The 12991-nt window shown below is 62.4% G+C and carries 12 protein-coding genes; 7 read left to right on the top strand and 5 right to left on the bottom strand.

What is annotated here, in order from left to right; all coding sequences use genetic code 11:
* Positions 1-59 precede the first annotated feature (59 nt).
* The 5 genes from prmB (at position 60) to phaC (ending at position 5448) form a co-directional block, all read left to right on the top strand.
* Positions 60-1013 (top strand): 50S ribosomal protein L3 N(5)-glutamine methyltransferase, encoded by a 954-nt coding sequence (prmB, locus tag BCL93_RS06940; protein ID WP_112054490.1) that lies wholly within the window; start codon positions 60-62, stop codon positions 1011-1013.
* 31 nt (positions 1014-1044) lie between these two features.
* On the top strand, positions 1045-2130 hold the full coding sequence (gene aroC / locus BCL93_RS06935) for a chorismate synthase (RefSeq protein WP_112054488.1): 1086 nt from the start codon (positions 1045-1047) through the stop codon (positions 2128-2130).
* A gap of 70 nt (positions 2131-2200) precedes the next feature.
* Positions 2201-2599 (top strand): hypothetical protein, encoded by a 399-nt coding sequence (locus BCL93_RS06930; RefSeq protein ID WP_112054486.1) that lies wholly within the window; start codon positions 2201-2203, stop codon positions 2597-2599.
* A 97-nt stretch (positions 2600-2696) separates the two neighbouring features.
* Positions 2697-3314: a phasin family protein gene (locus BCL93_RS17620; RefSeq protein ID WP_112054744.1), complete on the top strand. Its 618-nt coding sequence runs from the start codon at positions 2697-2699 to the stop codon at positions 3312-3314.
* 286 nt (positions 3315-3600) lie between these two features.
* Positions 3601-5448: a class I poly(R)-hydroxyalkanoic acid synthase gene (gene phaC, locus BCL93_RS06920; RefSeq protein ID WP_112054484.1), complete on the top strand. Its 1848-nt coding sequence runs from the start codon at positions 3601-3603 to the stop codon at positions 5446-5448.
* 220 nt (positions 5449-5668) lie between these two features.
* Here phaC and lnt read toward each other — a convergent pair whose 3' ends face one another.
* The 5 genes from lnt to miaB form a co-directional block, all read right to left on the bottom strand.
* Entirely contained in the window at positions 5669-7147 is a 1479-nt protein-coding gene (gene lnt / locus BCL93_RS06915; protein ID WP_112054482.1) for an apolipoprotein N-acyltransferase, read from the bottom strand.
* A gap of 54 nt (positions 7148-7201) precedes the next feature.
* Positions 7202-8083 carry an HlyC/CorC family transporter gene (locus tag BCL93_RS06910; RefSeq protein WP_112054481.1) on the bottom strand — a complete coding sequence of 294 codons (882 nt, stop codon included), beginning with the start codon at positions 8081-8083 and terminating at the stop codon, positions 7202-7204.
* The gene (gene ybeY, locus BCL93_RS06905; protein ID WP_112054479.1) at positions 8080-8610 is read right to left on the bottom strand and encodes an rRNA maturation RNase YbeY; all 531 of its coding nucleotides are present in this window, start codon (positions 8608-8610) and stop codon (positions 8080-8082) included. The genes BCL93_RS06910 and ybeY overlap by 4 nt, the downstream gene beginning before the upstream one ends.
* The gene (locus BCL93_RS06900) at positions 8607-9704 is read right to left on the bottom strand and encodes a PhoH family protein (protein WP_112054477.1); all 1098 of its coding nucleotides are present in this window, start codon (positions 9702-9704) and stop codon (positions 8607-8609) included. The genes ybeY and BCL93_RS06900 overlap by 4 nt, the downstream gene beginning before the upstream one ends.
* A 144-nt stretch (positions 9705-9848) precedes the next feature.
* Positions 9849-11198, bottom strand: a complete 1350-nt coding sequence (miaB, locus tag BCL93_RS06895) for a tRNA (N6-isopentenyl adenosine(37)-C2)-methylthiotransferase MiaB (RefSeq protein WP_112054475.1) — start codon at positions 11196-11198, stop codon at positions 9849-9851.
* A 423-nt stretch (positions 11199-11621) separates the two neighbouring features.
* Between miaB and BCL93_RS06890 the strand changes: the two genes are divergently transcribed.
* Together BCL93_RS06890 and BCL93_RS06885 are read left to right on the top strand one after the other, a co-directional pair.
* A complete protein-coding gene (locus BCL93_RS06890) occupies positions 11622-12245 on the top strand; it encodes a TIGR04211 family SH3 domain-containing protein (protein ID WP_112054473.1) in 624 nt (207 codons plus the stop codon).
* A 72-nt stretch (positions 12246-12317) separates the two neighbouring features.
* Positions 12318-12968: a thiopurine S-methyltransferase gene (locus BCL93_RS06885; RefSeq protein WP_112054471.1), complete on the top strand. Its 651-nt coding sequence runs from the start codon at positions 12318-12320 to the stop codon at positions 12966-12968.
* Positions 12969-12991: the final 23 nt, after the last annotated feature.

The following is a 12991-nucleotide window of genomic DNA, read 5'->3' as shown; positions in this document are numbered from 1 at the left end:
CGTCGGGCCGGGTACAATCAAGGATTTGAATCTCAATCCGATAAACCACAGGACGACGCGTGGCCGCTTCCCGACCCGATGCCGATTCGACCCTGATTCTCGATGATGGAAATATCGCCGAGGACCTACTCACCCTGCGTGATTGCCTGCGCTGGGCAACCAGTGAATTTTACACCCATGGCCTGTTTTTCGGTCATGGCACCGCCTCTCCCTGGGACGAGGCGGTAGCGTTGACGCTGGGTGCCCTGCACTTGCCCTGGGACGTGGATCCCTCCGTGCTAGAAGCACGACTGCTGCCCATGGAGCGGCGACGCATTGTCGGCCTGGTGCGCTCGCGTATCGAGACGCGCCGGCCGTTGCCCTATCTGCTTGGAGAGGCCTTCTTCGCGGGCGCGGCATTCAACGTCGACGAGCGGGTGCTGATTCCCCGCTCGCCGATCGCCGAGCTGATCGAGGACGGTTTCGCCGCCTGGTTCCCCGAGGAGCCGCCGGCGCGGGTGCTGGACCTTTGCTGCGGCTCGGGCTGTATCGGTATCGCCACTGCACTGCACCTGCCTACTGTCGAGGTCGATCTGGCCGATATCAGTGCCGATGCGCTCGAGGTAGCCAAGGCCAATATCACGCGTCACGACGTCGGTGCACGGGTGAGAGCCGTGGCGTCCGATGTGTTCGATAGCCTGGGTGGTCAGCGCTATGACCTGATTGTCTCCAACCCCCCTTATGTGGATGCGCGTGACCTGGCCACCATGCCGGCTGAATTCGGCCATGAGCCGACCCTGGCCTTGGGAGCCGGGGACGATGGCCTGGACATCGTGCGCCGCATCCTGCGCGAGGCGAGAAGCCTGCTCAGCGATGACGGCGTGCTGATCGTCGAGGTCGGTAACTCCGATCACCATCTGGAGGCAGCCTTCCCCGAGGTCCCCTTCCTATGGCTGGAGTTCGAGCGCGGGGGGCAGGGCGTCTTCGTGCTGACCGCCCAGGAACTCGATGCCTACGCGGCATCTTTCGCCTGAACTGCTGCTACCAGAGCCCTGAGGAACGTCAATGTCCGGTAATACCTTCGGCAAGCTGTTTACTGTCACCACCTTCGGCGAGAGCCACGGCCCGGCGCTGGGCGCCATCGTCGACGGCTGCCCGCCGGGTATCCCCCTCAGTGAGGCTGATCTGCAGCGCGATCTCGATCGTCGCCGCCCCGGCACCTCGCGGCACACCACGCAGCGTCGCGAGCCGGACCAGGTGCGGATCCTGTCAGGCGTCTTCGAGGGCGTCACCACCGGCACATCCATCGGCCTGATGATCGAGAATACCGATCAGCGCTCCAAGGACTACTCGAAGATCAAGGACCAGTTTCGCCCGGCCCATGCCGACTATACCTATCATCACAAGTATGGTCGGCGGGACTATCGGGGCGGCGGACGCTCCAGTGCCCGGGAAACCGCGATGCGCGTGGCGGCCGGCGCCATCGCCAAGGCCTATCTGTCGGCTCAGGGCATCAGCGTGCGCGGCTACATGAGCCAGCTCGGTCCGCTGACAATGGAGTTCAAGGACTGGGCGGCGGTCGAAGACAACGCCTTCTTCTGCCCCGACCCTGACCGGGTGCCGGAACTCGAGGCCTACATGGATCAGCTGCGCCGCGATCAGGACTCGGTGGGCGCCAAGATCACCGTGGTGGCTGAGGGTGTGCCGGCCGGGCTCGGCGAGCCGGTTTTTGACCGTCTGGATGCCGAACTCGCCCATGGCCTGATGAGCATCAATGCCGTCAAGGGCGTGGAGATCGGTGATGGCTTTGCGGCAGTCGCCCAGCGGGGCAGCGAGCACCGCGACGAGATGACGCCCGAGGGCTTTCTGTCAAACCATGCCGGTGGCGTGCTGGGTGGTATTTCCTCGGGCCAGACGGTCATCGCCCATCTGGCCCTCAAGCCGACCTCCAGTATCACCCTACCGGGACGCTCCATCGATGTGCACGGCAATCCGGTGGAAGTGGTCACCAAGGGTCGCCATGATCCCTGTGTGGGCATTCGCGCCACTCCGATCGCCGAGGCCATGATGGCGCTGACGCTGATCGATCACCTGCTGCGTCACCGGGCGCAGAATCTTGACGTCAGCGTCGACACGCCTCACCTGCGTTGAGTTCACGGGGGCCGCGTGTTGGCCCCCTGGCTGCTAGACTGAGATCAAATACCTCAGTCTGGCTATGCCCATGAAGATTAACCTCGAATTTGACCTCACGCCTGCCGAATTTCGCCAGTCTCTTGGCCTGCCCGATGTCGAGGCGTTCCATAACGAGCTGATGTCACGCATCCAGCAGCAGATGGACGCTGGCGTCGAGGGCTATGACCCCATGAGCCTGCTCCAGCCCTTCCTCAAGACCCCCTTCATGCCGACGGCTTTCCAGGATTCGCTCAAGGGCAATTTCCAAGACAACCTGTCTCAGAGCATGACCAGCTTCGGTAACTATCAGCAGATGATGCTCGACATGCTTCGTCAGGCTCAGGCTGCATCCAGCAAGTCGCAAAAGACTGACGACGGCGAAAAGACCGGCAAGAGCAAGTCGGCCGATGAACCGGCCAGTGCCAGTTCACGGTCGCACCGCAAGTAGCGCGACCTATTGCATAGGCGTGCGTCCGGGACTACGCTTTGTGCAGTGCAGCAAAGAGGGCTCGCGCCCACATCCATGACCCTTGGAGGGTGATGCCATGCAGGACAAGATGTTTACCGAGTTCACGGAACAGGCCGAGGGCTTCTTCGCGCCGATGCGCAAGCTAAATGGCCTGATGCTCGACAACATGGAGAAGCTGACCCAGTTCCAGCTCGAGTCCATGAAGCGCTACAGCCAGTTGGGTACCGAGCGGCTGCGGGATGCCTCCGAGGCCAAGGACCCTGAGGCCATGCGCGACTTCGGCACTCGTCAGGCGGAGATGATGAACGAGCTCTCCACCCAACTGCTCAAGGACGCCGAGTCCATGACCGAGCTGAGTCTCGAATTCAAGCGCGAGATGGAAAAGGTCATGACCGAGGTCTCCGAGACCGCCAGCAAACAGGCTGCCTCTGCGACCCAGTCCGCCAGCGAACAGATGACGGCCGCCACCGAGCAGGCTATCGCTTCCACTCAGCAGTTCGCTGAGAAGGCCACCGAGCAGGCGACACAGGCCACTCAGCAGGCGGCACAAGCGGCGAAACAGGCCTCTGAGGCCACGCCTCAGGCCGCTGCCAAGCCGTCTTCCAGCGCGACCAGCCGTCGCAGTGCCTCGAGTGCCACCAAGAGTTCGGCAGCCAGCAAGTCAGGCGATACCGGCGGTAGCAAGAGTTCCTGATATGAGCACGCGGCCAGCCCCCGCTGGTTACACATCGCCCATGGCCGGAAGACGCACGCGTTTTCCGGCCATGGGCGTATATGTATAGACCGTATGTCATGTGGCGCCTGTGTTATACAGGCATGAGCCGCGTAAGGTAGAGAAGATGGCTGCCATCGACTGCTCCGTCAGCGGGGCGCTGGCAGCAAGGTGGTTTGACCAGTAGGTTTGGGATCAGACAGGGCTTTGATCACAGAGCTTTGAGCACAGGGCTTTGAGCACAGGGCTTCGATCACAGGAGTGGGCAATGCAGTCAGGTTTTCATACGCCGTCGGCGTCCGAACTTCAGGAATGGACCGAACAGCTGGAAGTGATGGGGCAGGAATATCAGGTGCTGATGCAGGATATGTTGGCGCGGATGTTGCCCGGTGAAGCCGGCAAGACCATTTATGATGACATGCGCGAGAGCTTTCGTGCCGGCGTCGAGGCCCTGGTCAGCGACCCCGAGACGCTCATTAATACGCAAATGCAGCTCGCTCAGGATCAGATGCAGCTCTGGCAGCAGGGCCTGCGTGACCTGAGCGGCGAAGAAACTGAGCTCTTGATCGAGCCTGCCCGCCATGATCGTCGCTTCAAGGACGAGGCCTGGCGCCACGAACCCTTCTATCGAGGACTGCTGGAGCAGTACCTGCTGTTCTCGAGGCTGGTCGAGGACATGGTCGGCAATCTCGACAATATGCCGCCGGACCAGAAGCGCAACCTGGAGTTCTACGCTCGCCAGTACGTGAGCGCCATCTCGCCGTCGAACTTTGCCTCTACCAACCCGGAGGTGATGCGCCTGACCATGGAGACCAAGGGCCAGAACCTTATCGAGGGGCTGGCACAGCTTCGCGAGGATCTGGCCAACTCGGCGGAAGGCATCAACGTCAAGATGACCGATCGCAGTGCCTTCACCATCGGCGAGAATGTGGCCGTGACACCGGGCTCGGTGGTCTTTGAGAACGAGTTGATGCAGCTGATTCAGTATGCGCCGACCACCGAGCAGACGTTCAAGACGCCGCTGCTGATGGTGCCGCCCTGGATCAACAAGTACTACATACTCGACCTGCGCCAGGACAATTCTCTGGTCAAGTGGCTGGTCGATCAGGGGCATACCGTCTTCCTGATTTCCTGGCGCAATCCGGGGCCCGAGCAGCGTGATCTAACCTGGGCCGACTACATGCAGCTGGGCCCCATCGAGGCCATGAGTGCCATTGAGCAGGCGTGCGGTGAGAAGTCGGTAAATCTTCTGAGTTACTGCATCGGGGGCACCCTGACCGCCTCGACGGTGGCCTACCTGACCAGCACACGTCGCGGGCGTAAGGTGCGCTCGGTGACCTATATGGCCACGCTGCAGGACTTCAGCGATCCCGGCGAGATCGGTGTCTTCCTCAACGAGCCAGTGCTGCAGGGCATCGAGCGTCAGTTGGAAGCCGATGGCTATCTGGATGGCCGGGTGATGGCCTTCTCGTTTAATCTGCTGCGCGAAAACGATCTGTTCTGGTCGTTCTATATCAGCAACTACCTGAAAGGCGAGAAGCCGGCGGCCTTCGATCTGCTGTACTGGAACACTGACGGCACCAACCTGCCGGCCGGTACTCATGGCTGGTACCTGCGTAACATGTATCTGGAAAATCGACTGATCGAGCCCGGCGGCATCGAACTGGACGGGGTCAAGATCGACCTGCGCAAGATCTCCACGCCTAGCTACTTCGTGTCCACTCGTGAAGACCATATCGCCAAGTGGAACAGCACCTATGGCGGCACCCAGCTTCCCAAGGGGCCGGTTACCTTCGTGCTCGGTGGCTCAGGGCACATCGCCGGGATCGTCAACCCACCGCACAAGAACAAGTACGGTTTCTGGACCAACGCAGAACTGCCAGTCGACCCGGACGCCTGGTTCGAGGGTGCGACCTTCAATGAGGGCTCCTGGTGGCCGCACTGGCAGGCCTGGATGACCGACAACGGCTATGCGGATACCGTGAAGATGGTGCCGGCAAGACAGCCAGGCGAGGGCGAGCTGTCGATCATCGAGCCGGCGCCGGGGCGTTACGTGTGCCAAACCATCCCTGAAGTGCTGGGGCAGGTGCCCGCTGATGACGGCAGCGATGAATAAGGCCGAGGAAGGATAAGGCCGAGAAGGGTAAGTAAGGGTCAGTCAGAGGAAGGGTAGGTCAGCGATAAGTCCTGAGCGTGCCCACGAAGATGATGGCTGACGCCCAAGAGCCCTTGGCCGATGTCAGAAACCACGAGGCCCGCCATTGGCGGGCCTCGTGGCATTTGGGGCTGTCGTGGCTGAGCAAGAAGGGTGAGAAAGAAAGAGCGGCGAAAGGCGTTTAGGTCGCCAGGCGACGCCGCCCTGACAAGGCCAGCCCCGGCAGCACCAGCAGGGTGGCGGCGAGCCAGGCTGGCCAGCTGCCGGTGCGGGTAAAGGGGGTTGTGCCCTGCATGGCGCGCACCTCGCCGGTGAGGGCGGTGGCGGTGAACTGTGGGGCTTGTGCGGTGATGCGTCCCTGGTCATCGATGATAGCGGTGACGCCGTTGCTGGTCGCGCGCATCACGTAGCGTCCATTCTCCAGCGCCCTGAGCCGTGCCATCTGTAGATGTTGGAGCGGCCCCAGTGAGTCGCCAAACCAGGTGTCATTGGAGACCGTCAGCAGTACCTCGGCGTCTCGGGCGCGTGAAGCCACCAGATCGGCATAGACGATTTCATAGCAGATGGCGCTACCGATCGAGAGGCCGGCGGCCTGGATCGGTGCCTGCGCTCCTTGGGCCGGCGTCATCGTCGGCGCTGGCAGATCGAAGAAGGCGACCACGCCTCTCAACAGGCTCTCCAGTGGCAGGTATTCGCCGAAGGGCACCAGGTGGGCCTTGCGGTAGTGGCCGCTGGCATTGCCGACGCCAATCACGCTGTTGAAATAGCCGCCCGCATCGCGTTGCAGAATGCCGGTGAGTAGCGCCGTGTCGGGGGCGAGCCCGGCCTGGACGCGTTCAAGCAGCGGCATGGCCTGGTCTTCGAACATCGGCAGGGCGGCTTCGGGCCAGACGATCAGGTCGGTATCATCCGCGAGGCCTGAGGTCATGGTGCTATAGGTGTTCCAGGCGTCCCGCTGGCCCTCGGCGCTCCACTTGGTCAGCTGTGGCAGGTTGCCCTGCAGGAGAGCGACAAGGGTAGAATTGTCAGTGGGGCGGGTCCACTGCCCGGGCAGTGCCAGGGGCACCAGCCACAGAACGGCGATGATGGCTGCCGGCGCCAAGCGGCGGCGCAGCGCCTCGACACCCAGGGTGCCGGTCAGGGCGGTGATCAGCGACAGCAGGTAGACGCCGCCCACCGGGGCCCAGGGGGCCAGGGGCGAATCCACCTGCGCGGTGCCGATCAGCAGCCAGGGGAAGCCGGTAAACAGGTAGGTGCGGAGTACCTCGCCCAGTACCCAGGCCCCGGCGAAGCTGAGTGCCGCCAGCCTCGGCCCGGTGAGGCGCCGGTAGAGCCACAGGGTGACGGCAGGGAAGAGTGCCAGCACAGTGACGAACAGGGTAGTGAGCATCGCCGCCACCGGCATGCTGGTGTAGCCGTAGTCATGGATCGAAATGTAGACCCAGGACGCGCCGCTGCCGAACAGGCCAAGGCCGTAGCACCAGCCCTTTAGGGCCGCTTGTCCGGGGCTCAGGGCATGTATGCCAAGATACATCAGGCCAATCGCGACCGGGGCTAGCCACCACAGGGCGAAAGGGGCGGCGGACAGGGTGGTCAGTCCGCCGGCAATCAGCGCGATCAGATAGCCGATCGCCGGGCTCAGGCGTCGTTCATTCATCATCGTTCTCGTGTGGCGTCCATGCGGCGCACCTTCAGGATCGTAGGGCGATCACCGTCAGGCGCGGCTTTCCTCGGCTGGCTGCGTGTCGGCCTGTTCGGCTTGCAGCAAGCGGATGCGACGGTTGTCGGCGTTGAGCACCGTGAAGCGCCAGTCGCCGAGTTCGGCGAATTCACCCCGCCTGGGCAGGTGGCCGAAGCTCTGCATCACCAAGCCGCCGAGGGTGTCGAATTCCTCGTCGGAGAAGTCGGTGTCGAAGCGCTCGTTGAAATCCTCGATCGGGGTCAGGGCGCGGATCGCATAGCAGCCGTCTCCCAGCTCGCGGATATCCTCTTCTTCGTCAGTATCATGCTCGTCTTCGATATCGCCGACGATCTGCTCGAGGATGTCCTCGATGGTCACGATACCGGCGGTGCCGCCGTATTCGTCGACCACCACGGCCATGTGGTTGTGGGTCTCGCGAAATTCCTTGAGCAGGCTGTTCAGGCGCTTGGATTCGGGCACGAACATGGCCGGGCGCAGGATGTTGGTGAGATCGAAGCTGTCGCGATTCTCTTGGCTCTTCATGAGCAGCGGCAGGAGATCCTTGGCCAGCAGGATGCCCTTCACCTCGTCCAGGTTCTCGCCGATCACCGGATAGCGCGAGTGGCCGGTCTCGAGAATCACCGACAGGTAATCCTCCGGCGGCTGATCAGCGGCGATGGCCGTGACCTGGGAGCGGGGAATCAGCACTTCGCGGACCTGCTGATCACTGATCTGCAGGGCGCCCTCGATAATGGTCAGGGCGTCCTGATCGAGACGCATTCGTGGGCCGGCCTCACGGAGGAATTCTCTCAGCTCATCGCGAGAGCTGGGTTCATCGGAGTCGGTGCTGAAAGCGGTGAACAGTTTTTCGAGCCAGGACTTGTTGCTATGACTACTCGATCGATCTTCGCTCATGCGTGGGGTCTCTTTTCCTCGGAACCAAGGTCGAGATGGTGGTCGGCGGCATACGGATCTTGAATAGCGAAACCTGAGAGGATGACCCGTTCCAGGGCCTCCATGTGCTCGGCTTCGTCATCTTCGATATGGTCATGACCCAGCAGATGCAAGGTGCCATGCACCACCATGTGAGCGTAGTGAGCCGCCAGCGACTTTTCCTGCTCATGGGCTTCGCGGACCACTACGGCATGGCAGATGACGAGGTCGCCGAGCAATGGCAGGGTCAGGCCCGGCGGCGACTCGAAGGGAAAGGACAATACATTGGTCGGGCGGTCGCGGTCGCGATAGTTGCGGTTGAGGGTCTGGCTTTCTTCAACCTCGACGAAACGCACCGTCAGTTCCTGGCGCGTTTCGCCTTCATGCTGGGCCAGCGCAGCACTGATCCAGCGCTCCAGCTCGTCCTGAGTGGGCAGCTCCGCGATGGCGTCGGCGGCCTCGAGGGCGACCTGACGATCGACGGTGACTGGCGGAGGTTCACTGATCATGATGATTCACCGTAGTCCGCAGGGCCCTGACGCTTGCGCGCCTGGCGTTCCTCGGCCTGTACTTCACGACGGGCTTCGCGCTGCTCGCGACGCGCGCGCTCGGCGTCTTCCTGCTCGGCCTCGAAATGATCGTAGGCCTCGATGATCCGCTGTACCAGCGGATGGCGCACTACGTCCTTGGCGGCGAAATGAGTCACGCCGATGCCCTGTGTGTCCTTGAGGACGTCGAGCACCTGAATGAGCCCCGAACTCTGCCCTCTGGGCAGGTCAACCTGGGTCACATCGCCGGTGATCACGGCCGTCGAGCCGAAGCCGATGCGGGTCAGGAACATCTTCATCTGCTCGCGAGTGGTGTTCTGGCTCTCGTCGAGGATGATGTAGGCATTGTTCAGGGTGCGGCCGCGCATGTAGGCAAGCGGGGCGATCTCGATAACCTGTCGCTCGATCAGCTTGTTGACCTGCTCGAAGCCGATCATCTCGTACAGGGCGTCATACAGCGGGCGCAGGTAGGGATCGATCTTCTGGGCCAGGTCGCCGGGCAGGAAGCCGAGCTTCTCGCCGGCTTCGACGGCGGGGCGCACCAGCAGAATGCGGCGCACTTCCTGACGATTGAGCGCTTCCACGGCCGCGGCGACGGCAAGATAGGTCTTGCCGGTACCGGCCGGGCCGATGCCAAAGTTGATGTCGTGAGCACGGATGCTGGCGACATAGCTCTGCTGGTTCTGCCCCCGCGGCTTGATCAATGCCTTGGGCGTGCGCATCAGCAGGTCACCATCACCGATGGCGTCCTCTTCTTCCTCGATGGCCTCTAGCCCCGATTCCTGCAGGAAGAGGTGCACCATGTCCGGCGTGAGGTCGCTTGCCTCGGTTTCACGATACAGGCGCTCGAGCACGTTGGCAGCCGCCTTGGACCGAGCGCCGGGGCCGGCCAGTTGGAAGGTGTTGCCGCGGTTGCGCAGGGTCACGCCCAGACGCTCTTCGATCAGTTTGAAGTGTTCGTCACGCTGACCGCTCAAGTTGGCCAGGCGCCGCGGGTCATTGGGCTCGAGGGTCAGGGTGATGATGCGATTGGCCTGAGAGGTTGTCTGGCTCAAGTCGAGAGGATCCCGTGCGTTGGAGATGGATGACGGCAGCTTACTGCCCGGGGCGTGCCGGGGGCAATGCCCGCGACGACGCCTGTTCGAGGCAGGACGTCGTCAGCGGGCAACAATAGGGGCGGAAATAGGAGTGGAATGGGCTCAGTAGCAGGCCGGCGACGCGAGTTCGCCGCGCAGCGAGTTGGGCAGTGCCTCGGTGATTTCCACGTCGACGAAGTGGCCGATCAGCTCGGCCGGGTTGGGCGCGCGGAAGTTGACCACCCGGTTGTTCTCGGTGCGCCCGGTCAGCTGTCCCGGGTCCCGGGGCGAGAAGCCGGTGACCAGGATGCGCTCGACGTTGCCGACCATGCGCCGGCTTATCTGCATCACATTCTGGTTGAGGCGCTCCTGAAGAATCGCCAGGCGCTCTTTCTTGACCGACTGCGGCGTCTCGTCTTCGAGCTCGGTGGCAGGCGTGCCGGGCCGCGCCGAATAGACGAAGCTGAAGGAATGATCGAAGCCGATGCGATGGATCAGATCCATGGTGGCCTCGAAGTCGGCTTCGGTCTCACCCGGGAAGCCGATGATGAAGTCCGAGGAGAAGCTGATCTCCGGACGCAGCGCGCGGATACGTTCAAGCTTGTCGACGTATTCTTCGACCGTATGGCCACGCTTCATGGCGGCAAGGATACGATCCGAGCCCGCCTGCACGGGCAGGTGAAGGTGACTGACCAGTTCCGGAATCTCTGCGTAGGCGTCGATAAGCGAGTCCGAGAACTCCACCGGATGCGACGTGGTGAAGCGGATACGGTCGATACCCTCGACAGCGGCCACGCAGGCGATCAGTTCGGCCAGGTCGATTTCGTCGCCGAGCTGGTTTTCGCCGCGGTAGGCGTTGACGTTCTGCCCCAGCAGGTTGATCTCACGCACGCCCTGGTCGGCGAGGTGGATGACCTCGTCCATTACCGACTCGAAGGGCCGGGAGATTTCTTCACCGCGGGTGAAGGGCACCACGCAGAAGGTGCAGTATTTGGAACAGCCTTCCATGATCGAGACGAAGGCGGTGGCGCCGTCCGAGCTTGGCTTGGGCAGGTGGTCAAACTTCTCGATTTCCGGGAAGGTCACGTCGACCACCGAGATCGGTTCCGCGCTCTTGTTGCGGGCATCGAGCATGGTCGGCAGGCGGTGCAGGGTCTGGGGTCCAAACACCATGTCGACGTAGGGCGCACGCTTGCGCAGCGCCTCGCCTTCCTGGCTGGCCACGCAGCCGCCGACGCCGATCACTAGATCAGGGTTCTTTTCCTTGAGCTTCTTCCAGCGACCGAGCTGGTGAAAGACCTTTTCCTGCGCCTTCTCGCGGATCGAGCAGGTGTTGAGCAGGATGACGTCGGCGTCACGCTCGTCGTCGGTTATTTCCATCTTGTGGGAATCGCCGAGCAGATCCGCCATGCGGGCGGAGTCATACTCGTTCATCTGGCAGCCGTGGGTCTTGATGAAGAGTTTCTTCGTCATAACAATAGGCCGAGACTGCAAGAGCCTCGGCGCGTCCGTCACCGAAATTGGGAATGAGGTCGGGTAAGGCCCGAGGCCGGGCGGCCCTGACCCGGGCGGCCCTATCTGTAGAGGGCTAGATTATACGTATCCAGCGGCGGCGCGGCCAGCGCCCCAAGGCTGTGCTATTCTGGCCGCCGTTGGGAAATCGTGCACGTATCCTTGCATGATAGCTAGGTTAAAAATTGAACAATTCGTGGCAATTCCAGGCCTTGCGCCGATTACCACGCGATCGCCAACGGTTTTCCCAAGACTTATCCACAGAAAGTGTGGATGGGATAAGGTCTCATCGCAGTGCCATCGACACAGGACGTGCGGTGGCCTGAGCAACTCCGCGTGGGCAGGCATCGACGAGCCTCCATCGCCCTGATAGACGGCAGACTTATGCGAACATTCAACTCTGTGATGCTGGGGATTTCCTTGGCCACTCTGACGCTTGGGGCCCAAGCCCAGGAGACCACCGACCCGGATTACTGGGTATCGGACGACCTCACTACCTTCGTGCGCAGCGGACCCACTGACGGCTACCGCATCGTTGGCACCCTGACAGCCGGTGATCCGGTCGAGCTGCTCGATACCAGCGGGGACTACTCGCTGGTCCAGGGCCCGGGGGGCGATCAAGTGTGGATTCTTTCTTCCGATCTTCAGGAGGAAAAAAGCGCTACCGCCCAGTTGCCGGCCCTGCAGGAGCGGGTCAAGACGCTGAGTAACGAGCTCGAAGGCATCAATGAGCAGTGGGAAGGGCGGCTTGCCGCTACTACGGCTGCGCTTGAGCAGCGCGAAGCACGGATCAGCGATCTCGAAAACCGCAACCAAGCGTTGCAGGATCAGTACAGTGAGTCGCAGGAAAACCTGCGCGGCCTCCAGGCCCGGCTGGACACTCAGGAAGAAGACCTGCTGCTGCGCTACTTCATGTACGGTGGCGGCGTGGCCGGGGGTGGCCTGCTGATTGGGTTGATCGTTCCTCACCTGCCCAGGCGTCGCAAGAAAAACGATCGTTGGTTCTAGTAAAGCGCTGATGGAAGGCAGCGGGTTACCAAGCGGGTATCCCATGCCCAGACCGATGCAGCAGGAGCGGGCATGAACAATGAATGGATCTCGCGCTGGCGCGAGGGACGGATCGGCTTTCATCGCGACGCCGAACATCCGGCCTTGGTCCGCCACTGGACAACTCTTGGCGTCGAGCCGGGAACCAAGGTGCTGGTGCCGCTTTGTGGCAAGAGCCTGGATATGCGCTGGCTAGCCGCCGAGGGCCATCCGGTGCTGGGGATCGAGCTTGCCTCGCTTGCCATCGAGCAGTTCGTCGCGGGAGGCGGGGCGTCGTCTCGCTATCGCCAGAGCGATTTCGAGATCTGGCGACAGGGCAGCATCGAGCTCTGGTGTGGCGACTTCTTCCATTTCCACACCCAGCAGGCAGCCGACCTGGGGGCTTTCTACGACCGGGCGGCGCTGATCGCCCTGCCACCGGCGACCCGGCAACGCTATGCCTTCCATCTCGCCCAGCTGATGCCACCCGGCGCCCGAGGGCTTCTGATCAGCCTGACCCGCGCCCCCGGTGACGATGCCGGGCCGCCTTACAGCGTGCCTGCCGATGAAGTGAGAGAGCTGTTTGGCGCTAACTTCGAAGTGAGCCACCTCGAGGATGGCGAGCCGGAAGACAACGGTTGGCAGGAGAGCGTCTGGTCGCTTCAGCGCCGTGGCCCACGAGCAGGCCGGGAGCAGGGCCAGTGACGCTTCGCTACTCTCAGGGCGGG

The sequence above is a fragment of the Onishia taeanensis genome (assembly GCF_003268885.1).
Classification (GTDB): Bacteria; Pseudomonadota; Gammaproteobacteria; order Pseudomonadales; family Halomonadaceae; genus Onishia; species Onishia taeanensis_A.
This window is presented reverse-complemented; position numbering and strand designations above follow the sequence as displayed.